This window comes from Syntrophomonas erecta subsp. sporosyntropha, from assembly GCF_055395365.1.
This window is the reverse complement of sequence record NZ_AP042459.1, coordinates 663696-689086: the sequence shown is the minus strand read 5'-3', so window position 1 is coordinate 689086 and position 25391 is coordinate 663696. Positions and strand designations below refer to the sequence as shown.

Here is a 25391-nt window from a genome sequence, read left to right as displayed (position 1 = left end):
CTTTTGGGTATTGAAATACTTGGTATGGGACATGCACTTCCGGAAGGAGTGCTGACCAATCAAGATTTAGAACAAATGGTGGATACTTCGGATCAATGGATAATAGAACGTACTGGTATTAGAGAAAGGCGCATAGTTAAACCTGGAACGGCCAACTCGGATTTGTGTGCTCAGGCAGCACTGGCAGCCTTAAAACAGGCTGGGTTACCGTCTTCTGAAATAGGCTTAATTGTCGTTGCGACTGTAACTCCAGATATGGTTTTTCCCTCGACCGCCTGCCTGGTACAGGAAAAAATTCAGGCTTTTAATGCGGCTGCTTTTGATCTGCAGGCTGGTTGTACGGGATTTATATATGCTATGGATCTAGTTAAAAAATATGTGCAGGCAGGTGGATGCAGGTATGCTCTTATTATAGGAGCAGACCTTTTAACCAGAATTACTGATTATACTGATCGGAATACCTGTGTGCTATTTGGTGATGGGGCTGGAGCAGCCGTTTTAGGTTTAGCTGAAGATAACGCCGGGATAATTGAGACTTTGGTGGGGGCAGATGGTCGAGGACATCAGCTTTTACATATGCCGGCCGGAGGTTCTTTGCAGCCGGCCAGTCAGGAAACAGTTGCCCAGCGCCTTCATTACATTAACATGAATGGTAATGATGTATTTCGCTTTGCTTCCCGGATCATTGTGGAGGTAAGTAAACAGTTACTGGACCGGGCCGGACTTGATTATAATGATGTTGACCTGTTTGTACCTCACCAGGCTAATTTAAGGATTATTCGTACTGCTATGAAGCGCATGAAAATAGCAGAAGATAAAACTATGATTAATATAGATCGGTATGGTAATATGTCGGCAGCATCTATTCCTGTGGCTCTGTCGGAGGCCTATTCCTCCGGACGGATAAAAGAAGGCGATGTAGTCCTTATGGTAGCCTTTGGTGCTGGGTTAACCTATGGAGGAGCATTGGTTCGCTGGGGGAGGTTAAATGCTGGTGATTAAAACTGTACTCTGTGATTTACTTGATATTAAATACCCGTTTTTCCAAGGGGGTATGGCCTGGATAGCGGGGGGGCGATTAGCCGGGGCTGTATCTAAGGCGGGAGCATTAGGCGTGATTGGAACAGGTGGAGGAGATATTAAATGGATCAGGGAACAGATTGATATTGCCTACACCATTACCAGCCAGCCCTTTGCTGTCAATCTGATGCTGGCTAGGCCTGACATAGATGAAATTATTAGGACTGTTATTGAAAAAAAGGTACCGGTAGTCACTACGGGAGGCGGTAATCCCGGAAAATACATACCGGTATTTAAAGAGGCAGGTATAAAGGTAATCCCGGTGGTAGCTTCAGTAGCTTTAGCTAAACGATTAGCCCGTCTGGGAGCAGATGCTATTATCGCCGAAGGAATGGAGTCAGGAGGACATATCGGCGAGATGAGTACCATGACTATTGTACCGATGGTTGTTGATGCAGTTGATATCCCGGTGATTGCGGCTGGTGGAATTTTCGATGGTCGGGGCATTATAGCAGCCCTGGCCTTAGGAGCCCAAGGAGTACAGGTGGGGACCAGGTTTATATGTGCCCAGGAATGTGAGGTCCACCCGGAATACCAGCAAAAAGTTATTAAAGCCCGTGACCGGGATACGGTAGTTTGTGGAACAGTGACCGGTCATCCGGTACGGGCCATTCGTAATCAGTTTACCCGTCTGTACCTGGAAAAGGAACGTAGTGGAGCTAGTCGGGAGGAACTGGAGCAACTAGGGCGGGGACGTTATCCAGCTGCGGCTGTTAAGGGAGATATTGTTGAAGGTACGGTACTGGCAGGCCAAGCGTGTGCAGCGGTAAAGAAAGTCGAAAGTGCTGCTGATATCGTTAATAGCATGATGAGGGAAGCCGCTGAGGTTAAAGAACGGTTAGGAGGGAAATAATGGCCCGGATAGCTTTACTTTTTCCCGGTCAGGGGGCCCAGCGGGCCGGAATGGGAAAAGAATTTGCTGAGCATTTTGAAGAAGCAGCCGGTATTTTTCAGCGGGCTGATAATGCTGCCGGTTTTAGTTTAAGCAATTTATGTTTTGAAGGTCCCCAGGAAAAGCTGGATATGACCCGCTGGGCTCAGCCCGCTTTATTAACTACCTGTATAGCCATGTTAGAGGTGGTTCGTAATAAGGGTATTAATCCCCAAATGCTGGCGGGACTAAGTCTAGGTGAGTATACGGCTTTAACGGCTGCCGGAGCCATAGATTTTGAACAGGCCCTAAATCTGGTAAGTATTAGAGGGAAGCTGATGCAGGAAGCGGTTCCTGAAAATTGTGGGGCAATGGCTGCGGTTACCGGCCTGGAGAATGCTAGAGTAGAAGAGGCCTGTGAGCAGGCGGAAGGTGTAGTAGGTATAGCCAATTACAACTGTCCTGGCCAGGTGGTTATTTCCGGAGAAAAAATACCGGTGGAGCAAGCCGGTGCCATTATCAAAGAAATGGGGGGGCGAGTAATACCTTTAGCGGTAAGTGTTCCCTCACATAGCCCTTTAATGATGGAAGCAGCACAGGCTTTAAAACCTTATCTTACTGAATTGGAATGGAATGAACCTTTGCTGCCGGTAGTCAGTAATGTTAATGCCCGGGAAAATTCCAGACAGGATTTACCCGGTATTTTAGCCAGACAATTATTTTCTCCGGTTTTGTGGGAACATAGTATACGTTACATGCGGGATAAAGTAGATTATTTTATAGAAATAGGCCCGGGCAATACCCTGGCTGGTCTGGTGAAACGGATTGATCGGCAGGCTTTTCTGGGGTCAATTCATGATGTGAATTCACTGAATAAGGTACTAGAGAGGGTGAAAGCTTTATGAAACCAAAAGTAGCTCTGGTGACTGGTGCTTCCCGGGGGATCGGCCGGGCTATTGCTGTCCAATTGGCTGGAGACGGCTTCCAGGTAGTTGTTAATTACCACAGTAACGAAGAAAAAGCTCGGGAAGTTGTGGAGGAAATCAAAAGCCGGGGAGGAGAGGCTACTGCTATAGCAGCTGATGTAGCTGATTCAGAAGCGGCCAGCCGCCTCGTTAAAGATACTGCTGGTTGCTACGGGAGAATTGATGTACTAGTTAATAATGCTGGGATAAACCAGGATCAGTTGCTATTACGCATCAGTGATGCTGACTGGGAAAAAATATTAACTACTAATTTAAATTCCGCTTTTTATTGCAGCCGGGCAGCTGTAAAATTAATGCTCCGCCAGCGTTATGGCAGAATTGTCAGTATATCATCAGTAGTAGGTATCAATGGTAATGCTGGTCAGGTACACTATGCGGCTTCTAAAGCCGGGCTGATTGGGATGACTAGGTCTATTGCTCGGGAATATGGAAGCCGGGGAATAAATGCTAATATTGTTGCTCCAGGCTATATTGCCAGCGATATGACCTCTGATTTGAATGAAGAGATTCAGCAAAAAATGCTGGAAGGCATTGCGGTAGGTCGCCTGGGAACTCCCCAGGATGTTGCAGGAGTTGTGGCATTTCTAGTCTCCACCCAGGCAGATTATCTTAGTGGTCAGGTGATCCGTGTGGATGGAGGCATGAGTGCATTATAAATATAAATAAACTTGTATTAAGGAGGAAAAAGAGATGGATGTATTTGCAACTGTAAGAGATATTATTGTTGAGATTAAGGATGTTCCAGCTGATACTGTAAAGCTGGAATCGCATTTTGAAGAAGATCTGGAGGCCGATTCACTGGATATTGTAGAGATGTTAATGTTGTTAGAGGAAAAATTTGAACTGCAGATTCCAGAAGAGGTTGCGGAAAAACTAAAAACTGTAAGTGATGCAGTTGATTATATCCAGGCCCAAGTGGCGGAAAAAGAGTAATTGGGGTGATAGGGATGACCAGGCGGGTAGTAATAACCGGGATGGGGATGATCACCCCGGTAGGACATAATAAAACCGAATTCTGGAACAACCTGTTACAGGGCAAAAGCGGGATAGGCCCAATTGACCGGTTTGATGCCAGCCGGTTTCCCACTCGAATTGCTGCCCAGGTAGAGGGTTTCAATGCCCAGGATTATATACCCCGGGCGGAAGCCAGACGGATGGACCGTTTTACCCAGTTGGCCTGTAGTGGGGCCCGGCTTGCTTTGGAAGATGCTCAATTAGTAATTAAACCAGAGGATTCTTATCGGGCCGGGGTATGGATCGGTTCCGGAATTGGAGGAATAGAGACTTTTGAAAAACAGCATGTGGCTCTGATTAATAGAGGGGCAGGAGGGGTAAGTCCCTTTTTCATTCCTATGTTAATTCCCAACATGGCCTCCGGCCAGGTTGCTATTATGTCTGGAGCCCGGGGACCGAGTGGTTGTACAGTTACCGCCTGCGCTTCAGGGGCTAACTCCATTGGTGAGGCTTTTAATCTCATTCGTTGGGGCAAAGCAGAAGTAATGTTGACTGGAGGAAGTGAGTCTTGTATTACTCCCACCGGCATAGCTGGGTTTTGTTCAATGAAAGCCATGTCCACCCGTAATGATGAACCTACTAAGGCCTGTCGGCCTTTTGATGCCGACCGGGATGGATTTGTTATGGGTGAAGGGTCAGGAGTGTTAATACTGGAGGAGCTCCAGCATGCCCAGGAACGCGGGGCCCATATTTATGCGGAAATTATCGGTTATGGGGGCAGTACTGATGCAGTGCATATGGTACAGCCGGATCCAGAAGGTAAGGGTGCAGCCATAGCTATACGAGCGGCTCTGGATGATGCTGCTATTCAGCCACAGGAAGTGGATTATATCAATGCTCATGGAACCGGCACCGGGCTTAATGATCTGGCGGAAACTCTGGCCATTAAAGAGGTGTTTGGTTCTCATAGCCGTAATTTAAAAATAAGTTCTACCAAACCGTATACAGGTCATATGTTGGGGGCAGCTGGGGCGGTAGAAGCGATAGCTTCAGTTTTGGCTTTGATAAACAATACAGTTCCCGCTACTCTTAATCTGGAAACGGCTGATCCGCAATGTGATTTAGACTATACTCCGTTGAAATCTTGCCAGGCTGAACTAAACACCGTTATATCTGAATCATTAGGATTTGGTGGTCATAATGCGGTATTAGTTATCAGGAAGGTAAGGTGATAGTGTGATAGATAAAGTAATGGCTTTATTACCGCACCGCTATCCATTTTTAATGGTGGATCGCATTGTGGATATAGAACCAGGGAAGAAAGCTACTGCCATCAAAAATGTAACCATTAATGAACCGTTTTTTACTGGACATTTCCCAGGGCATCCCGTTATGCCGGGAGTAATGATCCTGGAGGCCATGGCGCAAACCGGGGCCTGTGCTCTATTAGCAGATGATCATTACCAGGATTGTCTGCCTTATTTGGCTGGAATCGACCGGATACGTTTTAAAAATAACGTACTGCCCGGGGATCGTCTGGTGATTACCACTGAATTAGTGACTATAAAAGGTACGATAGGGCGGGGAAAAGGTCAGGTCATGGTAGAAGATAAACTGGTATGTAAAGGCGAGTTTTTATTCGCTCTAGTTAAAGGAGCTAGATAGGATGAAAAACTACCTATTTAGTAAGAAAAAGTATTTTTCCCTACCTCCCACGGTGATTTCCAAAGATACTACGGAGAGTCCGACTATTTCCAGGTGTCCCTCATGTTCCCGAACCCTGGAAGAGGTTATATCTGAGTTGAAGGTATGTGAGGAGTGTGGTTATCATCTCCCTCTGGATGCCTACCGGCGTATAGAATCTATCGTCGATCCGGGGAGCTTTGAGGAATTTGGAGGAGAAATCTCTTCCCATAATCTCCTTAACTTTCCGGGCTATGATGCTAAACTGAAACAGGCCCGTGAAAGAACCGGGCTTAGTGAGGCTATAGTTACTGGTATGGCATGTATTGGAGGGCACCAGGTAGTACTGGGTGTTATGGATTCGCGTTTTATGATGGCCAGTATGGGAGTGGTAGTAGGCTATAAAGTGGTACTGGCGGTTAGAAAGGCTATGGCGGAGAAATGTCCTTTGCTGCTGTTTACGGCATCAGGCGGAGCCCGTATGCAGGAAGGTATGCTGGCTCTAATGCAGATGGCAAGGACATCAGCAGCTATTGGTGAACTTGACCGGGCTGGTTTATTGTATGTAGCGGTATTAACTCATCCGACTACCGGGGGAGTGATAGCCAGTTTTGCATCTTTGGCTGATATTATTGTGGCCGAACCAGGAGCCCTTATTGGTTTTACTGGCCCTAGGGTAGTTGAGCAAACCTTAAAACAAAAACTACCCGAGGGTTTTCAGCGGTCGGAGTTTCTGTTAGAGCATGGAATGGTTGATGCGGTAGTGAACCGTCAGGAGTTACGCGAATACTTAACCCGCATTATAAGCATGCATACTGTTTCGGCGCTATAATCAAATCTAGTTAGTAACAGATAGCTGTCCGCAATTATGGTCAGGAGGATAGCATGGTAAAACGCAACTTTGATTTTGAGGAACAGGCCTTGCAGCTCCAGCGCAAGGTTGAAGAGCTAAAATTAATAGCTGAACAAATGCAGGTAGATCTGGAAAAAGAGATTGAAGAATTGGAAAACAAGATCGAATTTATGCGACAGGATAAATATAACCATTTAACTGCCTGGGAAAAGGTTTTGATAAGTCGTCAGCCCGGCCGGCCAACTCCCCTTGAATATATCGCTAGATTATGTGATGACTGGATCGAGCTGCGTGGGGATCGGCTAATAGGGGAAGATCCGGCTATTGTGGGAGGTATTGGGATTTATCAGGGGTATATAGTTACTCTGCTGGGGCACCAGAAGGGTAAACAAACTACTGAAAACCTGCAGCGCCATTTTGGAATGCCTCACCCGGAAGGGTTTCGTAAAGTATCTCGTCTGCTTCACCAGGCAGAAAAGTTTAATCGTCCAGTTATAACATTTATTGATACACCAGGTGCTTACCCGGGAGTTGCAGCCGAGGAAAGAGGTCAGGGATGGGCTATCGCCCGGGTACTTATGGAGCTTTCCAGGCTTTCGGTGCCAGTTATAAGCATAGTAACTGGGGAGGGGGGCAGTGGAGGAGCTCTAGCCCTAGCAGTTAGTGACCGTTTGCTTATGCTATCCCACGCAGTATTTTCGGTGGCTTCTCCAGAAGCATGTGCTTCTATTCTATGGAGGAATTTGGAAAAAACTGAACAAATGGCTGCAGTTATGAAAATTACTGCTCAGGATCTTTTGAAGCTGGGTTTGGCTGATGAAATTATAGAGGAACCTCCTGGTGGGGCTCAGCAGGATATGGATACCATGGTGCAAAGGATCGATGATAGGCTTAAATTCCATTTGCAGGAATTGGTTGAAGTAGACCGGAAGCTGCTGGTTACACAGCGGCAAACCAGGTTGTTAAGTGTGGGAGGAGAAATAGGTACTTTCTAAGATCACCAGGATTCTCCTGTAATCTGCCCTTTAGATAAAAAAAGTCTTTGGCTTTGCCAAAGACTTTTTTAATGAAGTAATGGCTAAACCATTACTTTTTAAAGATCATAATATAGTTCGAATTCCAGTGGATGGGGCTGGTCATTTACCTGACGGGTTTCTTTGCGTTTAGCTGCTATCCAGGTTTCGATCAACCGTTCCGGGAATACTCCACCAGCCAGCAGGAAGTCGTGGTCAGCTTCCAGTGCATCTAGAGCTTCATCAAGGTTTTTAGGCAGGGACTTAATCTTAGCCTGTTCTTCAGCTGGTAAATTATAAAGGTTTATATCATAGGGACCAAAACCTGCCGCAGTTGGGTCGGTTTTATTTAAAATTCCATCGATTCCAGCCATAAGCAGAGCGGCAAAGGCCAGATACGGGTTGCAGCTGGCATCGGAGGAGCGGAATTCAAAACGCTTTTGGGCGGGGGACTTGGCGTAAGCCGGGACTCTTATTACTGCACTGCGGTTAGCAGTAGCAAAGCATACACTGACTGGTGCTTCATAACCAGGAACTAGTCTTTTGTAGGAATTGGTAGTGGGACTAGTCAGGGCCAGTAATGCCGGAGCATGTTTAAGCAGTCCCCCGATGAAATACAGGGCTTCCTGGCTTAATTGTGAATATCCGTCTTTGTCATAGAATACCGGTTTACCATCCTTAAACATATGCATATGTACATGCATACCATTACCAGCTTCTCCATAGAGGGGTTTAGGCATAAAGGTAACCGTTTTGCCTTCCTGAAAAGCTAGATTCTTAATAAGGTATTTGGCCAGCATAGTCTTATCTGCCATTTCTTTAATTCCGCCAAATTCCACTTCAATTTCAATTTGACCGGGGCCACCTACTTCATGATGATGGTACTTAACTGCAATATTATTATCTTCTAAAAGCAGGCACATTCTGGAGCGCAGGTCATAGAGGATATCCTGTGGTGGTGTAATATGGTAGCCACCTTTGAGAGGGATTTTATATCCTAGATTTTGGCATGCGTTTTCACCGCTATTCCAGATAGCCTGTTCGGTATCTATTATAAAACCAGTCCGGTTAGGGAGGCACTCATAGCTAACCTGGTCAAAAACATAAAATTCGTATTCCGGACCTATGCGTATTTCATCTGCAATTCCAGTTGACTGCAGGTATTTTTCTGCCCGGGTAGCTATAGTACGTGGATCCTGATCAAAACGGTAATTTTTGGGCTGGGCAATAACGAAAACATCCCCAATCATACTTAGGGTTGGAACCTCGGTAAAAGGGTCACAGACCGCAGTGGTGATGTCGGGGATGAAAACCATGTCACTGTTTTCTATGGGAGCATATCCGTAGTTAGAACCATCAAAACCGATTCCGTATTCCAGGGTATCAGGGGTGAAGCGGATGGTAGGGATAGTTAGGTGGCGCCATCTACCCAGCAGATCAATCATTTTAAAGTCAATCATCTGGATCTGGTTATCTGTGCAGAACTTCATCACATCTTCATAACTGCCAAACACTCTATTGATCCTCCTTTAGTTTATATAGCTATAATGAACCATTTACGACTATACTAATCACCTGCAAATTATAACAAACCTGAAAACCCTTCGTAAAGGACTTTATGATCTAGTCCATGCCACCTGTATGGAATAATATTCTACAGTCGGTTAAGTAATATCCCGGGGATGAGTTTAATACAATGTATTACTTAAAGGACACTAGCAGGGAGTGAGTATTATAAATAAAACCCGTTGGATAATACTGATTATAACCGGGATGTTGCTGGTAGCTTTAGCAGCTTCAGCAGGAACCATTAAAGAATACTATATTAAATCAAAGTTGGAGCCCCAGGTGGTTCTCGATGAAGCAATAAAAAAAATGACCGCGGTCACCAGTTATAGATACCATCTTAAATCCGGATTTACCGTTGACAACCGAAAGGAGGTGATAAGTGAGGTCAAAGGTGAGAGAACTAAAGGAAATACTCATATAAAGGGGGAGATGGTTAACACACCGATTGATATTTATTATATAGACCGTACTATCTATAACTATGATTCCTTCTCCAGAAAATGGCTGGTCATCGATAGTGGTACTACCAACTCGGAGGAACTGCTGATTTCCGAGCTTAATCCACTTTCAAATTTTCGCTTTAAGCAGGTAGCGGATGTTAGTAAAGTAGGGTTTGGAACTATAGATGGTACGGAATGTTTGGTCATTGACTGCCGGCCCTCGATTGAGAGCCAGCTGTTGGAAAGTATCTGGAAGGATTTTCAATATAGATTATGGATTGATTACAAGCAAAATCTAATATGTAAGGCAGTTTTAACCGCTGTTAATAAACAAACACCCCAAACCAAATTAAACCTTAAAGTGGAATTTAAAGACATTAACCAGAAGCTAAGTATTAGACCGCCGGATACGGCCTCTAAAAAGGAATAACTCAATAAAATTGTTAACTTCAAGCCGGGGCTTAGCTCCGGCTTAATTATATTCAGGTACCTTTTTAAGCACTTATACTATCAATGGGATTAATTGCACAGTGCCTCTGTAGTTGTTATAATCCATTTTATAAGGAGGTGCAGTTGTTGAATTTGGATGAAGTAGATATTCTCTTCGACCGAGAAGCTGTTACCCGGAAGGTAAAAGAACTGGGGCAGATTATTAATGCTGATTATCAGGGTAGAGACCTTTTAGTAGTAGGCATTCTTAAAGGCGCCTTTATTTTTATGGCCGATCTGGTAAGGGAGATTGACCTTCCCCTGCAGCTTGATTTTATGGATGTATCCAGTTATGGCGATTCGACCGTTTCATCAGGGGAAGTTAGAATTATAAAGGACCTGGAGTATTCTATTAAGGATAAAGATGTATTGATCGTGGAGGATATAGTTGACACTGGGTTAACTCTCAAGTACATTAAAGAAATCTTACACCGTCGTGGCCCGGGTAGTATTAGGATATGCTGCCTTTTGGACAAACCTTCCCGGCGTAAGGCGGACATATTTCCCGAATACGTAGGATATTCTATTCCTGACAGGTTTGTAGTTGGTTATGGGCTTGATTACGCAGAGCAATACCGTCACTATCCGGCCGTCTGTGAATTAAAGCCCTCAGTTTATCAAAAATAGAGGTGAATTTATGGATAGGGAATTAGTTCTGGTACTGGATTTTGGTGGGCAACATAATCAACTGATGGCTCGCCGGATTAGGGAACTTTCAGTTTATAGTGAAATGGTGTCTTTTGATATTCCCTATGAAGAAGTAAAGGCTAAAAACCCGCAGGGGATAATTCTTAGCGGGGGTCCGGCCAGTATACAGGAAGAAGGGGCACCCCAGTGTGACTGGCGCATATTCGATCTGGGAGTACCGGTATTGGCAACTGCTTATGGAATGCAGCTCATGGTCCAGCATCTGGGGGGGGAGACCCAGCCTGTTAAACTATCGGAAGGTGGCACCCGGTTTTCAGTAGCAGGAGAAGACCTGTTATTTTCCGGCCTGGAAAAGGATATGCAGGTATGGATGAGTGGTAAGGATATGGTGGCTGCTCTGCCGGAAGGGTGGATAAAAACAGGTAGCACGGATAACTGCTCTTTTGCGGCTATAGCTAACCCGGAACGAAAACTATATGGTGTTCAATTTTATCCCGAGGCCAAAGAGACTGTTTACGGACGGGATATATTAAAGAATTTCCTGTTTAAAATTTGCAGATGCCGGGCAGATTGGAATATGGATGACTTTATAGATGAGACTATCGAAGATATTCGTACCCGGGTAGGTAACAAAAAGGTACTTTGCGGACTAAGCGGTGGGGTAGATTCTGCGGTTGCTGCTGCCTTAGTACATAAAGCGGTGGGTGACCAACTAGTATGTGTCCTGGTTGATCACGGTTTAATGCGTAAAGGTGAAGTCGATCAGGTGGTTGAAACCTTTCAGAACCAGATGCATATGAACCTAATTCTGGTTAGGGCGGAGGAGCGTTTTCTGGCTCGCCTGGCGGGAGTTACTGATCCAGAACGTAAGCGCAAGATTATCGGCGAAGAATTTATCCGTGTCTTTGAAGAAGAAAAAGCCAAATTAGGGGAAATAGATTATTTGGTACAAGGAACAGTATATCCTGATGTAATCGAAAGCGGTACCAAAACCACCGGTGTTATTAAAAGCCACCATAACGTAGGGGGACTTCCTGAGGATATGGATTTCAAACTTATTGAGCCCTTACGTCTTTTATTTAAAGATGAAGTCAGAATTATAGGTGAAAAGTTAGGTATTTCTGATGAAATTGTATGGCGTCAGCCCTTCCCGGGTCCAGGTTTGGCAGTTCGTGTTTTAGAAGAAGTCACCTGGGGAAAATTAGAGATACTGCGGGAGGCTGATGCGATTGTCCGGGAAGAGATAAAGAAAGCCGGCCTGGAAAAAGAAATCTGGCAGGCTTTTGCGGTACTGCCCCCGGTACGCAGTGTAGGGGTAAAAGATAATGAACGCACCTATGCTTATCCTATTATAATACGGGCAGTGATCAGTGATGATGCTATGTCTGCTGAAATAGCCCGTTTACCTTATGATCTACTGGAAATAATGGCCCAGCGCATAATAAAAGAAGTTAATGGTGTTAACCGGGTAGCTTACGATATTACCAGCAAACCACCCGGAACCATTGAGTGGGAATAGGAAAAAAAGATAACTCCTCTGTTCAGTAAAACAGGGGAGTTATCTTTGTATAAACGGGTAATTTATCTTTGATAATGGGGTAGTTTAGTAGGTGTTTCCACAATCATTTCAATAAACCCCATAAAGTTATGGTTTTCATACCAGGGAGACTGGACGATTAATTTTTTTATCCCGTCTTTTTCAATAGTGTAGTAGTTAGGAGTATGGTTTTTAAACATTTCATTGAGTTTACTGCGGGAAGGTTCAGGATGGCAATCGAATAGGTTTCTCCCCAAAAGGTGACGGCCCCCTTCCGCGGAAAAGTTACCAACCGAGATCTCATTCATATAGATTATAATCCCTTCCTGATCACATACGGTAACTGCAGCAGGTAACTGCTGGATCCAACGGGGAATCTGCATCTTATGTATTCTCTCTTTCCATTAATTTTAAACCCGTAGGGGACAAAAGGGATGTTTACCCTTTGTCCCAGCTAGTGAGAATTAATGATGGTGGTCACCATGATGGTTACAGGTTACATTTTGGTCGCTTAGCTTACCTGCTGAGAATTGTTCTAAAACCTCGCGGTAAAAACCTTGAGCGCCACGAATAACTGATAAACCGTTAATCTCTAAAGCCTGCTTGGCTGGAGCACCTATACCGCCAACTATCACTGTTCCCACTCCTTCACGGAGTAAAAGATCAGACAAACCCTCGTGATTATGCTGCAGGTTGTTAGCATTTACTAAGTGGATATCACTAACTACTCCATCCATAATGCTGGCTATAGCAAAGTCACGGCTCTTACCGAAGTGTTGATTAACGAATTCTCCTTCTACTGGGATAGCTACTTTCATCTTATGGCCCCCTTATTATTGTTGAGATAGTTTTATTCTAGCTTAGTATTATACAATATTCTACAATTATATTATCCAATCTGATAGTCGGCTATTAAAGGATAAACCAACCGGTGGATGACGAAAAAAAGGGGCTATAAAGCCCCCTTAATAATATCTCCATTGCGTTCAATTGGTTCGCCGATGTACCAGTGTCCTACCAGGGAATCTTGCTTTTTTCCGTTTATGAGTATTTGTACTCGATTGATACCTTTTAATTCGGTAAGGCTATTGACCAGCGAAGTGATAGTCATAGTCTCACCCGCACTACCGCCCCAGTGTTTAGTTCTAATCTCTTCGGTAAAGTCCACATAAGCGGTTCCATCCTTTATTTCTAGGGACAGTAATTTAGCCTCCGGTGGAATGGTGGGGCGCAGGTTATTATTACGGGGACCGTTAATAAGCTCTTTTACAATTTCAGTGGCCAAAAGGGCTTCTTTCTTACTGCTGTCAATTTGAACCACTCGTTTTTCCGGCACGAGATACATGGCCTGGTCATCACCAAAATAAAGGGTAACTTCCTGGCTGACCTTTTCCTTTTGGTTGTCTGCCGGATTAAGGGGGGGTTGGTCAGGATCGTTGGATTTCTTACTAGTTGGTGTGCACCCACTGACCAGAAGCAACAAGATTAAAATCACTAATGGCAGGATAGTACTTAGTCTTTTGAAATGCACTACTTCACCTTCTTTACCTGATTTATCTCCATTATACCTGGAGAATATTACACAATTATTACAAGAAAGAGGGGGATCACTTCAAAACCGGCCGCCGGTGTGAAAATCCCAAAAACCTGTATTTAAATCTACCGCTACGCATAATATACGCAGTAAACGGAAATAGGAAGATGATCGCCCCTATTTATATACTATTCCAGCATTTTTTATACAGCCTGCCGTCCCCTTGTTCCCCCTTGCTTACCAGGTATAAAAGCTCGTTTGGTCGGGTAACCTCCAGTTAAATGATCGGGAGGTGGATTTATTGACGGATAATGCCTGGGAAAAACCTGATTATGTCTCCCCTGTGGACCGTAGCGAAGACTCATTAGAAAAATTTATTAAAGGTTTAGCAGCCAGGATCATTACCAGGCTAGATGAGATTGAAAATGAAGCGGGCTTAAATTCTTTGGAAATGATTCCCGATGGAGAAATTCGCTATGAAGCCCAATCTCTTAAAGGGGAAATACAAAGGCTAAAAAACTGTTTACTGGAACTGTAAGGTCGGAATATGTCTTTGTTAAGTTGACACGTTAAAGAAGCTTTGCTAATATCAGCATATAAGCTAATACTTTAAAGAAACTCGAAAGTGTGTCTAGGGTTCCGCGCTCTTTATGATGTGGGCTGGTCCAAGTGACACAGGTGCCCTTCCCAGGGTACTACACCGTATAGGGATAAAAGCCCAGGCGGATAGGTTTCGGTGACGAAACTTTTCCGGCTGGGCTTCTCATTTTTTACCCTTTATCGCAGAAGATATAAAAAGAGTATTTACAGAGGAGTGTGGCTGATGCCTTTAGTTGGAATAATCATGGGAAGCGACTCTGATCTGCCCATTATGAAAGAAGCTGCCGATATTTTGGAACAATTCGGAGTGGATTATGATATAACCATTTGTTCTGCCCACCGGTTGCCGGAGGAAACGGCCCGTTTTGCTTCTACAGCAATAGAACGGGGAATGAAGGTTATTATTGCTGGAGCGGGAGGAGCTGCTCATTTACCCGGCGTTATAGCTGCTTATACAGTTTTACCGGTAGTTGGTGTTCCTATCAAGACTAGCAGCCTTTCCGGTGTAGATTCATTATATTCTATTGTGCAAATGCCTCGGGGTATTCCGGTAGCTACCGTGGCCATAAATGGTAGTGCTAATGCAGCCTTACTGGCAGTAGAGATTATGGCGGTAAGTGATTTACAGTTAAGGGACAGACTGGTTGCCTACCGGGAGAAAATGGCCCAGGGAGTACGGCAAAAAGATACCCGCTTAAAGGAAAAAGGTGTAGCTGCTTATCTGAGCAATAAGGGGGACTAATGTAATGATAGATCGCTACACCCTTCCGGAAATGGGTTCATTATGGAGTGAAACCAATAAGCTGAACAACTGGCTGAGAATAGAGGTAGCAGCTTGTGAGGCCTGGACCCGACTGGGAAGAATTCCGCCGGAGGCTATGGAAGAAATCAAAGCCCGGGCGAAGTTTGATATTGATCGTATCAGGGAGCTTGAAGCCCAGGTTCATCATGATGTGATTGCTTTTCTGACTAATTTAGCTGAAAATGTCGGGCCGGCTTCTAAATATATTCACCTGGGCATGACTTCTTCGGATATTCTGGACACAGGATTAGCTCTGCAAATGCGGGATTCTGCCGATATTATTTTAGATAAATTATCTATTTTAAAAAGTGTTATTGGCGAAAAGGCCTGGCACTATAAATACACTTTATGTATTGGTCGTACCCATGGTGTTCACGGTGAGCCTACTACTTTCGGACTTAAAATGGCTCTCTGGTATACCGAGATGGAACGTAATATAGAACGACTTAAACAGGCCCGGGACATAATTGCTTATGGAGCTATTTCTGGGGCAGTTGGTAATTTTGCTCATCTGAATCCCCGGGTGGAAGAGGATGTTTGCCGGGAACTGGGTTTAAAGCCTTGTTCGGTGTCCACCCAGATTATACAGAGGGACCGGCATGCTCAATTCATGACTAGTCTGGCAGTTATCGCCAGTTCATTAGAAAAGATGGCTACTGAGGTTCGCAACCTGCAGCGTACGGAGCTGCTGGAAGTGGAAGAGCCTTTTCGTAAAGGGCAGAAGGGATCATCAGCTATGCCCCATAAACGTAATCCGATGTTGAGCGAACGGGTGGCAGGACTTTCCCGGATTATTCGCAGTAATGCTATGGCTGCCCTGGAAAATGTTGCCCTCTGGCATGAGAGAGATCTGACCCATTCTTCCGTTGAAAGGATTATTATCCCCGATAGCTGTATTTTACTGGATTATATTCTGGAGAAATTCACCGGTATTATCAGGGGGATGGTGGTGTATGAGGATAATATGATGAAAAACATTTACTCTACCCGGGGATTGGTATTTTCTCAGAAATTAATGCTGGCTCTGGTTAGCAAAGGTATGCTTCGGGAAGAGGCGTATAGTCTGGTACAGCGCAATGCTATGCGCTGCTGGAATGAGCATCTGGATTTTAAGGAACTAGTTCTTGCCGATGAAGACATCACCAGCTATTTGTCTACCCAGGATATTGAACAGGTTTTCGATTGTTCTATCTATACGAGCCAGGTTGATTATATATTTTCTCGCTGTGGGCTAGGATAAGTTTTTATGGTAGTCTCAGTTTTGATTTCCTCATTTAATGGTATAAGTTGCTCATGTAAGGCCTGGATTTACATTACCTCAAAATAAGGGGTTTTTGATAGGGGTTTTAAAGAGGGGGGCTTAATCCTATTGATGGTAGATTACTTTTCTGTGAGGCACCAGGAAAAGTCAGGGCCAGTGCTGGTACGGAAAAGTTGATGGGTATTAAGGCTCTGGCCAATAAGCCCGAGGTGCAGGTAAATGTATTAAGCAGGTGCAGGGAAAGGACATGGTATTTATGAATGTAGATCAGACAGTTATCGAGATGATAGTAGAAAAAGCGGCCCAAACCTGGGGGGAGGCATTAAGATGCTATATGAACCGGTAGATGACAAATTTAAAGATGAGTGTGGGGTTTTTGGAATTTTTCTTAATGATCCCGAAAATGATACTGATGCGGCCCGGATAACCTTTTACGGACTTTATGCTTTACAACATCGTGGACAGGAGAGTGCCGGGATTGCGGCTTCTGATGGGCATAGAATACAATTGCAAAAAGGTGTGGGACTGGTTTCCGAGGTAATTAACCCGGATCATATCCGCAATCTAACCGGGCATATTGCCATAGGACATGTTCGCTATTCCACTACGGGGCAAAGCGGATTAGTAAATTCCCAGCCGCTGGTTTTCCATTATCTTAATGGTATGGTTGCCCTGGCCCATAATGGTAATTTGACTAATACAGTGGAAATGCGCAAGCGCCTAGCTACCTATGGATCAGTATTTCAGACTACTACTGATACGGAAATCGTAGCCAACCTTCTGGCTCGTTACTCGCAAGACAAAATGGAAGATGCCCTGGCTAAATGTATGATAGATATGAAAGGGGCCTTTGCTTTGGTGATCATGACTGAAGAGGCTCTGGTAGGGGTGCGTGATCCCATGGGTATTCGTCCCCTTTGTTTGGGTAATCTAAATGGGAGCTATGTTTTAGCTTCAGAGTCGGCCGCCCTGGATACTATCGGGGCTGAATTAATTCGTGATGTAAAACCGGGGGAAATTGTAGTAATTAACCGTGATGGTATTCAGTCTATCCAGGTTATAAATTCACCACGTAATGCGCACTGTGTTTTTGAGTATATATACTTTGCCCGTCCTGATAGCACTATCGATGGCATGAATATCTATAAAAGCCGCCGGGAAATGGGTAAACAGCTAGCCCGTGAATGTTCTGATATTGAGGCTGATCTGGTTATTTCGGTACCAGATTCGGGAACTGCATCAGCCCTGGGGTTTGCTGAAGAAGCCGGGCTTCCTTTTGAGGAAGGTCTGATGAAGAACCGTTATGTGGGCCGGACTTTTATACAACCTACGCAGAAGATGCGTGAACTAGGTGTAAGACTAAAGTTAAATGCTATTGCGCAAATCGTAACCGGAAAAAGAATTATCATGGTGGATGATTCGATTGTAAGGGGAACCACTAGCAAAAAGATAATAAAGATGCTCCGCGATGCCGGTGCCCTGGAAGTGCATATGGCAGTGGCATCACCGCCTACCCGGTTCCCTTGCTATTATGGAATAGATACCTCTCGCCGGGAGGAACTTATTGCCAATACCATGGAAATGGAGAAAATTGGCGAGTTTATAGGTGCAGATAGTTTAACTTATTTAAGTATGGAAGGGATGTTTAGCGCTTTAAAAAACAGCCGGGATCATTTTTGTGCGGCCTGCTTCAGCGGGGAATATCCCATCAAAATAGAAAGTTAATAAAGAAGAACTTGCCTGGTTTTAAACGGGCAAGTTCTTTCTTAAACTGGTGATTAAATCTAATTATAGGCAAGAATGCTATGTTTAAGGAGGTTTGACATGGAAAAGCAAGGCTTGAATTACAAGCAAGCTGGGGTTGACATTGATGCTGCTAACCAGTCAGTCGATTTAATCAAGCCATGGGTGGAGCGCACCAAACGTCCCGAAGTGCTATCTGGAATTGGCTCATTTGGAGGCTTTTTTGCGCTGGATACCAATCGCTACCGTGAGCCGGTTCTAGTATCTGGAACTGATGGAGTAGGTACTAAACTCCGCATTGCGCAGATGATGGGGGTCCATGACACGGTCGGGATTGACCTGGTAGCCATGTGTGTCAATGATGTATTAGTTCATGGGGCAGAACCGCTTTTTTTCCTTGATTATATAGCAGTGGGTAAACTTGATCCGCAACTGGTAGAAGCCCTGGTTAAAGGGATCAGTGTAGGCTGTCAGCAAGCCGGATGTGCCTTGATCGGTGGAGAAACAGCGGAAATGCCGGGATTTTATAGTGAAGATGAATATGATCTGGCCGGGTTTACGGTGGGGGTGGTAGAACGTTCTCTTCTCATCGATGGTTCCCAGGTTGAATGTGGGGATGTAATTATCGGTCTGCCTTCTTCAGGAATTCACTCTAATGGATACTCCCTGGTGCGTAAAGTCCTTTTGGAACAAAGCAGGTTAAATCTGGACCAGTATATAGACGAGCTGGGCCGCACTTTAGGGGAAGAACTATTAACTCCTACCCGTATCTATGTTAAATCTATACAAAGTCTATTACCAGAAGTTGAGATCAGGGGTATGGCTCATATCACGGGTGGAGGTATAATCGAAAACCTGCAGCGCAGCCTGCCCAAGGGTATGGGCGCAGAAATCGATAGTAAATCTATCGATATTCCCCCGGTGTTTAATTTGATCCAGGAGCGGGGAAGGGTGGAAAAGGATGAAATGTATCGAACTTTTAACATGGGGATAGGATATACCTTGATAGCTTCACCGCAGCAGTCAGATAAAGCATTAATGTGCTTGCGTGATAAAGGAGAAAAACCTATAGTAATAGGAAGGGTAACCTCCGATCAGGAAAGGATAATGGTCCGATGAGACTGATTATGCCCCCCGGCCAGCTGCACCTGGCAGTGCTGGCTTCAGGACGGGGGAGTAATTTTGAGGCCCTATGCCAGGCTATTGATAGAGGTGACTTAAATGCCAGGATCCATGTACTGGTAAGTGATAAAGAAGATGCTCCCGCATTGGAAAAAGCTTCGCAGCGGGGTATTAAGGCTGTGTACATAGATCCAAGTGCCTTTGCTGGTCGTGATCAATACGAAACCGAAATTTTACGGGTGTTGCAAGAGCAGAAAGTGAATCTAGTAGCCCTGGCCGGTTATATGCGCCTGGTAGGCCGGGTCATGTTAAATGCATTTCCCCATCGTATTGTTAATATACATCCGGCTTTGCTTCCTTCATTTACTGGACTGAATGCACAGAAACAGGCTTTGGAATACGGGGTACGCTATAGCGGCTGTACCGTCCATTTGGTAGATGAGGGTATGGATACTGGACCAATTATCATGCAGGCGGTTGTGCCTGTTCTTGATGATGATTCTGAAGAAGGTTTGACGGCACGAATATTAAAGGAAGAACATCGGATTTACTGGCAATCGCTGCAATTGCTGGCCGAAGGAAAAGTATTTATTAAAGGGCGTCGCCTTTACCTGCATTCTATGTTCTAAAAAGGTTAATTAAGAATATTAGGAGGTTTAACCATGAAAAGAGCACTGATCAGTGTCTCCGATAAAAGCGGAGTGGTGGAATTTGCACGAGGCTTAGAGGAAATGGGTTACGATATTATATCTACCGGTGGTACATATAAAACCCTAAAAGAAGCCGGAGTCAAGGTAACTATGGTTTCCGATGTGACTGGATTTCCGGAAATACTCAATGGACGGGTTAAAACCCTACATCCTAAAGTTCATGGTGGCATATTGGCTCTGCGAACTGAAGATCACCTGCAGCAGCTAGCTGAAAATGGCATAACTCCTATTGATATCGTAGCAGTTAACTTATATCCTTTCCGGGAAACCATATCCCGTCCCGGGGTTTCACTGGCAGAAGCCATAGAAAACATTGATATTGGCGGACCTACTATGGTACGGGCAGCAGCTAAAAATTATAGTAATGTGGTGATTATAGTCAAACCTGAGCATTATATCACGGTTTTAGATGAATTAAAGGCCAGTGGACAGGTGAGTCAGGATTTACGGCTCAAGCTGGCGCTGGAAGCCTTTAGCCATACGGCCTGCTATGATACTATGATAACCTCCTATTTAACTGATCTTAGTGGCGAAAAGTTTGGCGATCACCTGGTTTTAGCGGGAGAAAAGGTTTATGACTTACGCTATGGAGAAAACCCTCATCAAAAAGCAGCTTTTTACCGGGTTATGACTCCGGGAACTGGTCTGGCCGATGCCCGGCAGTTAAATGGTAAAGAGCTTTCTTATAACAATATTATTGATACTCAAGGGGCCTGGGATCTAGTCAAAGAGTTTGAACAGCCTGCCTGTGTAATCGTTAAACATACTAATCCTTGCGGTACTGCCATAGCTGACAACCTGGAAGAAGCCTATGTAAGAGCTTTTGCGGCTGATCAGGTTTCAGCATTTGGTGGAATTATCGCTTTCAATCGCACTGTAGATGCTAAAACTGCTGCCAGGGTAGCGGAACCATTTATGGAAGTAGTTATTGCTCCTGGGTACGATCAGGACGCGCTAACTGTTTTACAGGCTAAGAAGAATTTACGGGTATTAGAGATGCTCATAAAAGCTAATACTGGTTTTCAGCTCCGTACCGTAGAGGGTAGTTTTGTGGTGCAGGATATGGACACCCATTCTTGGGATCCGGCCAATTTAAAGGTGGTTACTGAAACCCAACCGGAGGAGAGCCTAGTTGAGGATCTGCGTTTTGCATGGAAAGTAGTCAAGCATGTGAAATCCAATGCCATTGTTATAGCCCAGAATGGGCAGACTTTAGGGGTGGGGGCCGGACAGATGAACCGGGTCGGATCAGCTAAAATTGCTCTGGAACAGGCGGGGGAAAAAGCCCGGGGAGCAGTAATGGCCTCTGATGCTTTCTTCCCCTTTAAGGATACGGTGGAAATGGCGGCAAAATACGGTATAAAGGCCATCATTCAGCCTGGCGGCTCGATACGCGACGAGGAAAGTATTGCTGAGTGCAACCGGCAGGGTATTGCTATGATATTCACCGGTGTACGCCATTTTAAACACTAAAAGTTGCATAAGGGATAGATTTTAAGATAAGGAGGAGCCTATGGGGAAAAAGGTTCTGGTGGTGGGCCAGGGCGGTCGTGAACATGCTCTGGTATGGAAGATGGCCCAGAGTCCAGAAGTGGATAAAATATATGCAGCCCCGGGTAATCCCGGGATAGCTGAGTATGCTGAATGTATAGATGTAAAGAGTAATGATGTTGAAAGCCTGGCGGTATTTGCCCGGGATAATAAAATAGATCTTACCGTGGTGGGACCCGAAGATCCACTGATGGCAGGAATTGTAGATCGTTTTCAAAAAGAAGGATTATTAATTTTTGGACCTAGTGCGGCTGCTGCCCGTCTGGAAGGAAGTAAGGTATTTGCCAAGGACCTTATGCAGAAATATGGAATACCTACCGCTGCCTATCAGGTATTTGATCAAGCAGAACCAGCTCTTTCCTATGTCAGGTCCATTACCAGCCAGGGGAAGCCGGTAGTGGTTAAAGTGGATGGACTGGCGGCTGGAAAAGGAGTAGTAGTAGCGACTTCTTTTGAAGAGGCCAGCCAGGCTATTAATGCTTTTATTAGGGAACGGGTATTTGGCGAAGCTGGTGGGCGGATAGTAATTGAAGAATGTTTAACTGGAGAGGAAGTCAGTGTATTTGCTATCTGTGATGGCAAGCAGGCGGTAACCCTAATATCCGCTCAGGATCATAAACGAGTATTTGATGGTGATAAGGGGCCTAATACCGGCGGTATGGGGGCTTATGTCAGACCACCGATCTATACTGCAGAACTGCATCGTCAGGTGGAAGAAACTATTATTAATCCTACTATGGTTGCTATGTCTAGTGAAGGTTGCCCTTATCAGGGGGTTTTATATGTAGGATTAATGATTACTCCTGAGGGGCCTAAGGTTTTAGAATATAATGCCCGTTTTGGCGATCCAGAGACCCAGGTGATTATGCCGGTTGTGGCTGGGGATATTGTTCCAATTTTAGAAGCAGCCGCCCGGGGTAATATGGCCGGATGCCGGGTTAATATGAGTGATGAGCATTGTATCTGTGTAATACTAGCCTCTGGTGGTTATCCAGGTACTTATGCCAAAGGCAAAGCCATCACTGGACTTAACCGGTTGAATCCAGGCACACTAGTATTTCAGGCGGGAACGGAGAAACAGGCGGGACAGTTAGTTACTAGCGGGGGTAGGGTTATGGCAGTGGTGTGCCAGGGTAAAACCATGCAGGAAACTATTAGACAGGTATATCAGGAGATTGAAAAAATATCATTTGAGGGGATGCATTATCGACGTGATATAGGAGGCAGGGCTTTGCGGTAGGGAGGGAGAGTTATGCCGTCTATTAAAAATCCCGGGGTTAAGTTGCTTATGGTAGGGGCCCTGGTGGTGGGCCTTTTTTACCTGCCGGTACGCGAGTTTCTCAAGATCACCTTTATTATGGGGATACCTTTTGTCTTTGTGCTAGGTTATATGTTTAGGCAGCGTCCTAAATCATTAACGTGGATTCTTTCTCTAATCCTACTAGCTGGTATTCTGGTCGGTTATAGCAATTTACTTTCCCAGTTACCGGAACGCATTAAAGTTCGGGCCATTATCAGCGAAGGCGGTGCTCTGGTAGCTGAAGGCCACTATCAGGAGGCTATTAAAGAATATGAAAAGCTGGCCCGGTTAGATAAAGAGGAGACGATGAAGAGCAAAATTGAGACAGCTAAAAAGGAACAACAGGCGGCATACAATTTAGCCCGGGCCCAAACTCTCATTGAACAACATAAGATTGAAGAAGCCCGGCAAATCTTAGCATCTATTCCACCCCAAACCAGAGCCGGGCACGAGGCAGCCCGGCTGATAAAAACCCTGAAATAGAGAGGGGAAATGTAGTGGCCACACTTCAGGATGTGAAAAACAGTAATTTAGTACAACAATATATGAATATGGGGAATGTATTTATAGGTAATATCGGAGCTATAGAGCATAACATCCATCATGCTGAATTAACCTCTGCACTTTGCCGTGATATCCTTCTTAAGCTGGGGTATGGGGAGCGGGAGGCAGAATTGGGAGCTATCGCAGGTTACCTACATGATATCGGAAATCTAATTAATCGTTATGGTCATGGCATGTCAGGGGCGATTATTGCCTTTTATTCTCTGATGGATTTGCATATGGATCCGGAGGAAATAGCAATAATCATGGGAGCCATCGGTAATCATGAGGAACAGGCGCAGGGGAAATGTGTAAATAATGTAGCGGCTGCCCTGATCCTGGCGGATAAATCTGATGTTCATCGTTCCCGGGTACGCAAGCGTGATTTCGCTCAGTTTACTCCCCGTGACCGGGTTAATTATGCGGTCACAGATTCTAAATTAATAGTGAAACCGGAAAAAAGAATGATAACCCTGGATATAAGTATTGATACCGCGGTTTGTTCGGTAATGGAGTATTTTGAGATATTTTTGACAAAAATGCTGATGAGCAGGCGGGCAGCCGAATACCTGCAATGTGAATTTGAACTGATGATTAATGAATATAAATTGCTGTAAGACCTGTGCAGGAGGATGAAAAATGTTTAACCCTAACTGGTCAGATGAACAAACTGATTTTCTGGTTAAAGCATTGCTAAGCCTGAAAAGTGAAGAAGATGCTTATCGCTTATTGGAAGATTTATGTACTATTAGCGAGATAAAGGCAATGGCGCAGCGTTTGCAGGTAGCTCGTATGCTTTACCAGGATGTGACTTACAACAGCATTGCTGCTTCAACCGGAGCCAGTACGGCTACCATCAGCCGGGTAAAACGCTGCCTTAATTATGGGGCGAACGGGTATCGCCAGGTATTATGTTATCTTGACAAGGAGATAGAACATGAGAAAGAAAGAAGTACCGAAAGGCCTTCGTGATTTGCTTCCCGAAGAGGTCAAAACTAAACGTAATATGGAACAAAAGGCGGCTCGCCTATTTAGAAGTTATGGGTATGAGGAAGTTATTACTCCGACCTTTGAGTTTCTGGAAGTGATTGAAGCTGGTACCAGCGGCCATATGCGGGAGGAACTGTTCCTGTTTATGGACCGCGAAGGAGGGATTTTGTCCCTGCGTCCGGAAATGACCGTTTCCATAGCCCGTCTGGCTGCTACCCATCTCCAGGAGGAAGTGTTTCCGCAGCGTCTTTATTACATAGCTAATGTTTTCCGCCATGTTTTGCCCCAAAAGGCTCAGTACCGGGAATTCTGGCAGATAGGTATTGAACTGCTAGGGGCAGCCGGGGTCTGGGCTGATGCTGAGGTTATCACCATTGCGGTTAGAACCTTGCGTGAGTTGGGGCTTAAGGATTTTAAGATTAGTCTGAATCAGGTGGGCATTTTTAATAGCCTGCTGGAGGATAGTGGGTTGTTGCCTGAGAACCAGGAGTTGATTCGCAACCTGGTGGAAAGAAAAGATTTGGTAGAGTTATCCCGGGTACTGGAAGGTCTGCCGATTCAAGATGAGTTAAAAGAAAGCATAGCAGTTCTGCCAATACTGCATGGGGGTTTGGAAGTAATTGACCGGATACCTTATCTGGAGCAAAATCGAAGGGCTAGTACTGCGGTCAATGACCTTATTAAAGTATATGAGGCCCTGAAAGTTTACGGTGTAATTGATAATATTGTTATCGATATGGGGGTACTACGGGGGCTGGATTACTATACCGGTATAGTGTTTGAGGGTTATTCTCCTGGTTTGGGTTATGGACTGCTGGGAGGAGGACGGTATGACAATTTAATGGGACAGTTTGGTTTTGATCATCCGGCTACTGGATTTGCTCTGGGGATGGACCGGTTAGCCCTGGTACTTAATAGCCGGGATGATGAACCGATCCGTTTTATAGTTGGAGGCAACAGCCTGGAGAAGATGGTTAGCGAAGCAGAGCGCTTGAGGCAGCAGGGATATATTGTGGAAGTAGATGTGGAGGCCAGCAGCCGGGAAGAGTTAGAAGCGAAACTTCAGAATAAAAACGGATATTCCCTGGTTTATCTGGATAATGATTAAAAGG

General features: G+C 45.0%; 28 protein-coding genes. 24 read left to right on the top strand and 4 right to left on the bottom strand.

What is annotated here, in order from left to right; translation table 11 throughout:
- Window positions 1-24 precede the first annotated feature (24 nt).
- Genes ACZ5Q0_RS03220 through ACZ5Q0_RS03180 form a run of 9 tightly spaced genes read left to right on the top strand, consistent with a single transcriptional unit; the run spans window position 25 to window position 7422 of the window.
- Window positions 25-1002: a beta-ketoacyl-ACP synthase III gene (locus ACZ5Q0_RS03220; protein WP_464827282.1), complete on the top strand. Its 978-nt coding sequence runs from the start codon at window positions 25-27 to the stop codon at window positions 1000-1002.
- A complete protein-coding gene (locus tag ACZ5Q0_RS03215; RefSeq protein ID WP_447182861.1) occupies window positions 992-1933 on the top strand; it encodes a DUF561 domain-containing protein in 942 nt (313 codons plus the stop codon). The genes ACZ5Q0_RS03220 and ACZ5Q0_RS03215 overlap by 11 nt, the downstream gene beginning before the upstream one ends.
- Complete coding sequence (fabD, locus tag ACZ5Q0_RS03210) at window positions 1933-2856, top strand: ACP S-malonyltransferase (protein WP_446819419.1); 924 nt, start codon at window positions 1933-1935, stop codon at window positions 2854-2856. Before ACZ5Q0_RS03215 ends, fabD begins: the two co-directional genes overlap by 1 nt.
- Window positions 2853-3593: a 3-oxoacyl-[acyl-carrier-protein] reductase gene (fabG, locus tag ACZ5Q0_RS03205; protein WP_446819421.1), complete on the top strand. Its 741-nt coding sequence runs from the start codon at window positions 2853-2855 to the stop codon at window positions 3591-3593. Before fabD ends, fabG begins: the two co-directional genes overlap by 4 nt.
- Before the next feature lie 34 nt (window positions 3594-3627).
- Window positions 3628-3870 carry an acyl carrier protein gene (acpP, locus tag ACZ5Q0_RS03200; RefSeq protein ID WP_446819423.1) on the top strand — a complete coding sequence of 81 codons (243 nt, stop codon included), beginning with the start codon at window positions 3628-3630 and terminating at the stop codon, window positions 3868-3870.
- A gap of 14 nt (window positions 3871-3884) precedes the next feature.
- Window positions 3885-5123 (top strand): beta-ketoacyl-ACP synthase II, encoded by a 1239-nt coding sequence (gene fabF / locus ACZ5Q0_RS03195; protein WP_446819424.1) that lies wholly within the window; start codon window positions 3885-3887, stop codon window positions 5121-5123.
- Between the two features lie 19 nt (window positions 5124-5142).
- Complete coding sequence (gene fabZ / locus ACZ5Q0_RS03190) at window positions 5143-5556, top strand: 3-hydroxyacyl-ACP dehydratase FabZ (RefSeq protein ID WP_446820720.1); 414 nt, start codon at window positions 5143-5145, stop codon at window positions 5554-5556.
- 1 nt (window position 5557) lies between these two features.
- Window positions 5558-6406 carry an acetyl-CoA carboxylase, carboxyltransferase subunit beta gene (gene accD / locus ACZ5Q0_RS03185; RefSeq protein WP_446819426.1) on the top strand — a complete coding sequence of 283 codons (849 nt, stop codon included), beginning with the start codon at window positions 5558-5560 and terminating at the stop codon, window positions 6404-6406.
- A 53-nt stretch (window positions 6407-6459) separates the two neighbouring features.
- Window positions 6460-7422, top strand: coding sequence for an acetyl-CoA carboxylase carboxyltransferase subunit alpha (locus ACZ5Q0_RS03180; RefSeq protein ID WP_446819428.1), 963 nt, complete (start codon window positions 6460-6462; stop codon window positions 7420-7422).
- Window positions 7423-7520: 98 nt separating this feature from the next.
- On the opposite strand, the gene glnA is transcribed toward ACZ5Q0_RS03180, so the two are convergent.
- The gene (gene glnA / locus ACZ5Q0_RS03175; RefSeq protein ID WP_446819430.1) at window positions 7521-8954 is read right to left on the bottom strand and encodes a type I glutamate--ammonia ligase; all 1434 of its coding nucleotides are present in this window, start codon (window positions 8952-8954) and stop codon (window positions 7521-7523) included.
- A gap of 211 nt (window positions 8955-9165) precedes the next feature.
- Between glnA and ACZ5Q0_RS03170 the strand changes: the two genes are divergently transcribed.
- From ACZ5Q0_RS03170 to guaA, 3 genes are all read left to right on the top strand, one after another.
- Window positions 9166-9879, top strand: a complete 714-nt coding sequence (locus ACZ5Q0_RS03170) for a hypothetical protein (protein ID WP_447182701.1) — start codon at window positions 9166-9168, stop codon at window positions 9877-9879.
- 152 nt (window positions 9880-10031) lie between these two features.
- Window positions 10032-10565 (top strand): hypoxanthine phosphoribosyltransferase, encoded by a 534-nt coding sequence (gene hpt, locus ACZ5Q0_RS03165; protein ID WP_446820721.1) that lies wholly within the window; start codon window positions 10032-10034, stop codon window positions 10563-10565.
- Window positions 10566-10575: 10 nt separating this feature from the next.
- Window positions 10576-12105 carry a glutamine-hydrolyzing GMP synthase gene (guaA, locus tag ACZ5Q0_RS03160; protein WP_446819434.1) on the top strand — a complete coding sequence of 510 codons (1530 nt, stop codon included), beginning with the start codon at window positions 10576-10578 and terminating at the stop codon, window positions 12103-12105.
- A gap of 62 nt (window positions 12106-12167) precedes the next feature.
- Here guaA and ACZ5Q0_RS03155 read toward each other — a convergent pair whose 3' ends face one another.
- From ACZ5Q0_RS03155 to ACZ5Q0_RS03145, 3 genes are all read right to left on the bottom strand, one after another.
- On the bottom strand, window positions 12168-12506 hold the full coding sequence (locus ACZ5Q0_RS03155; protein WP_446819435.1) for a PAS domain-containing protein: 339 nt from the start codon (window positions 12504-12506) through the stop codon (window positions 12168-12170).
- A gap of 81 nt (window positions 12507-12587) precedes the next feature.
- Entirely contained in the window at window positions 12588-12941 is a 354-nt protein-coding gene (locus tag ACZ5Q0_RS03150) for a NifB/NifX family molybdenum-iron cluster-binding protein (RefSeq protein ID WP_446819437.1), read from the bottom strand.
- Window positions 12942-13075: 134 nt separating this feature from the next.
- Window positions 13076-13654 carry a GerMN domain-containing protein gene (locus tag ACZ5Q0_RS03145; protein ID WP_446819438.1) on the bottom strand — a complete coding sequence of 193 codons (579 nt, stop codon included), beginning with the start codon at window positions 13652-13654 and terminating at the stop codon, window positions 13076-13078.
- Window positions 13655-13958: 304 nt separating this feature from the next.
- Between ACZ5Q0_RS03145 and ACZ5Q0_RS03140 the strand changes: the two genes are divergently transcribed.
- The 12 genes from ACZ5Q0_RS03140 (at window position 13959) to hisZ (ending at window position 25387) form a co-directional block, all read left to right on the top strand.
- Window positions 13959-14195 carry a hypothetical protein gene (locus ACZ5Q0_RS03140; RefSeq protein WP_446819440.1) on the top strand — a complete coding sequence of 79 codons (237 nt, stop codon included), beginning with the start codon at window positions 13959-13961 and terminating at the stop codon, window positions 14193-14195.
- Window positions 14196-14480: 285 nt separating this feature from the next.
- Window positions 14481-14999, top strand: a complete 519-nt coding sequence (gene purE, locus ACZ5Q0_RS03135) for a 5-(carboxyamino)imidazole ribonucleotide mutase (protein ID WP_446819442.1) — start codon at window positions 14481-14483, stop codon at window positions 14997-14999.
- Between the two features lie 4 nt (window positions 15000-15003).
- Complete coding sequence (gene purB, locus ACZ5Q0_RS03130; RefSeq protein WP_446819444.1) at window positions 15004-16299, top strand: adenylosuccinate lyase; 1296 nt, start codon at window positions 15004-15006, stop codon at window positions 16297-16299.
- A gap of 348 nt (window positions 16300-16647) precedes the next feature.
- A complete protein-coding gene (purF, locus tag ACZ5Q0_RS03125; RefSeq protein WP_447182700.1) occupies window positions 16648-18045 on the top strand; it encodes an amidophosphoribosyltransferase in 1398 nt (465 codons plus the stop codon).
- 99 nt (window positions 18046-18144) lie between these two features.
- Window positions 18145-19182 (top strand): phosphoribosylformylglycinamidine cyclo-ligase, encoded by a 1038-nt coding sequence (purM, locus tag ACZ5Q0_RS03120; RefSeq protein WP_447182699.1) that lies wholly within the window; start codon window positions 18145-18147, stop codon window positions 19180-19182.
- Entirely contained in the window at window positions 19179-19814 is a 636-nt protein-coding gene (purN, locus tag ACZ5Q0_RS03115; RefSeq protein WP_446819449.1) for a phosphoribosylglycinamide formyltransferase, read from the top strand. The genes purM and purN overlap by 4 nt, the downstream gene beginning before the upstream one ends.
- 33 nt (window positions 19815-19847) lie before the next feature.
- Window positions 19848-21368 carry a bifunctional phosphoribosylaminoimidazolecarboxamide formyltransferase/IMP cyclohydrolase gene (gene purH, locus ACZ5Q0_RS03110; protein WP_446819451.1) on the top strand — a complete coding sequence of 507 codons (1521 nt, stop codon included), beginning with the start codon at window positions 19848-19850 and terminating at the stop codon, window positions 21366-21368.
- Between the two features lie 40 nt (window positions 21369-21408).
- Window positions 21409-22686, top strand: a complete 1278-nt coding sequence (gene purD, locus ACZ5Q0_RS03105) for a phosphoribosylamine--glycine ligase (protein WP_447182698.1) — start codon at window positions 21409-21411, stop codon at window positions 22684-22686.
- 12 nt (window positions 22687-22698) lie between these two features.
- Complete coding sequence (locus tag ACZ5Q0_RS03100; RefSeq protein ID WP_447182697.1) at window positions 22699-23229, top strand: tetratricopeptide repeat protein; 531 nt, start codon at window positions 22699-22701, stop codon at window positions 23227-23229.
- A gap of 14 nt (window positions 23230-23243) precedes the next feature.
- Window positions 23244-23906, top strand: coding sequence for a phosphohydrolase (locus ACZ5Q0_RS03095; protein ID WP_446819456.1), 663 nt, complete (start codon window positions 23244-23246; stop codon window positions 23904-23906).
- Between the two features lie 22 nt (window positions 23907-23928).
- The gene (locus ACZ5Q0_RS03090) at window positions 23929-24261 is read left to right on the top strand and encodes a YerC/YecD family TrpR-related protein (protein ID WP_446819458.1); all 333 of its coding nucleotides are present in this window, start codon (window positions 23929-23931) and stop codon (window positions 24259-24261) included.
- Complete coding sequence (hisZ, locus tag ACZ5Q0_RS03085) at window positions 24227-25387, top strand: ATP phosphoribosyltransferase regulatory subunit (RefSeq protein WP_446819459.1); 1161 nt, start codon at window positions 24227-24229, stop codon at window positions 25385-25387. The genes ACZ5Q0_RS03090 and hisZ overlap by 35 nt, the downstream gene beginning before the upstream one ends.
- Window positions 25388-25391 lie beyond the last annotated feature (4 nt).

Bases quoted from the DNA above. Each gene is read 5' to 3' on its own strand.
- ACZ5Q0_RS03220 (WP_464827282.1), top strand. From the start codon at position 25: ATGGGACATGCACTTCCGGAAGGAGTGCTGACCAATCAAGATTTAGAA.
- fabD (WP_446819419.1), top strand. From the start codon at position 1,933: ATGGCCCGGATAGCTTTACTTTTTCCCGGTCAGGGGGCCCAGCGGGCC.
- fabG (WP_446819421.1), top strand. From the start codon at position 2,853: ATGAAACCAAAAGTAGCTCTGGTGACTGGTGCTTCCCGGGGGATCGGC.
- acpP (WP_446819423.1), top strand. From the start codon at position 3,628: ATGGATGTATTTGCAACTGTAAGAGATATTATTGTTGAGATTAAGGAT.
- fabF (WP_446819424.1), top strand. From the start codon at position 3,885: ATGACCAGGCGGGTAGTAATAACCGGGATGGGGATGATCACCCCGGTA.
- fabZ (WP_446820720.1), top strand. From the start codon at position 5,143: ATGGCTTTATTACCGCACCGCTATCCATTTTTAATGGTGGATCGCATT.
- accD (WP_446819426.1), top strand. From the start codon at position 5,558: ATGAAAAACTACCTATTTAGTAAGAAAAAGTATTTTTCCCTACCTCCC.
- ACZ5Q0_RS03180 (WP_446819428.1), top strand. From the start codon at position 6,460: ATGGTAAAACGCAACTTTGATTTTGAGGAACAGGCCTTGCAGCTCCAG.
- guaA (WP_446819434.1), top strand. From the start codon at position 10,576: ATGGATAGGGAATTAGTTCTGGTACTGGATTTTGGTGGGCAACATAAT.
- ACZ5Q0_RS03155 (WP_446819435.1), bottom strand. From the start codon at position 12,506: ATGCAGATTCCCCGTTGGATCCAGCAGTTACCTGCTGCAGTTACCGTA.
- ACZ5Q0_RS03150 (WP_446819437.1), bottom strand. From the start codon at position 12,941: ATGAAAGTAGCTATCCCAGTAGAAGGAGAATTCGTTAATCAACACTTC.
- purE (WP_446819442.1), top strand. From the start codon at position 14,481: ATGCCTTTAGTTGGAATAATCATGGGAAGCGACTCTGATCTGCCCATT.
- purB (WP_446819444.1), top strand. From the start codon at position 15,004: ATGATAGATCGCTACACCCTTCCGGAAATGGGTTCATTATGGAGTGAA.
- purF (WP_447182700.1), top strand. From the start codon at position 16,648: ATGCTATATGAACCGGTAGATGACAAATTTAAAGATGAGTGTGGGGTT.
- purM (WP_447182699.1), top strand. From the start codon at position 18,145: ATGGAAAAGCAAGGCTTGAATTACAAGCAAGCTGGGGTTGACATTGAT.
- purN (WP_446819449.1), top strand. From the start codon at position 19,179: ATGAGACTGATTATGCCCCCCGGCCAGCTGCACCTGGCAGTGCTGGCT.
- purH (WP_446819451.1), top strand. From the start codon at position 19,848: ATGAAAAGAGCACTGATCAGTGTCTCCGATAAAAGCGGAGTGGTGGAA.
- purD (WP_447182698.1), top strand. From the start codon at position 21,409: ATGGGGAAAAAGGTTCTGGTGGTGGGCCAGGGCGGTCGTGAACATGCT.
- ACZ5Q0_RS03100 (WP_447182697.1), top strand. From the start codon at position 22,699: ATGCCGTCTATTAAAAATCCCGGGGTTAAGTTGCTTATGGTAGGGGCC.
- ACZ5Q0_RS03090 (WP_446819458.1), top strand. From the start codon at position 23,929: ATGTTTAACCCTAACTGGTCAGATGAACAAACTGATTTTCTGGTTAAA.
- hisZ (WP_446819459.1), top strand. From the start codon at position 24,227: ATGAGAAAGAAAGAAGTACCGAAAGGCCTTCGTGATTTGCTTCCCGAA.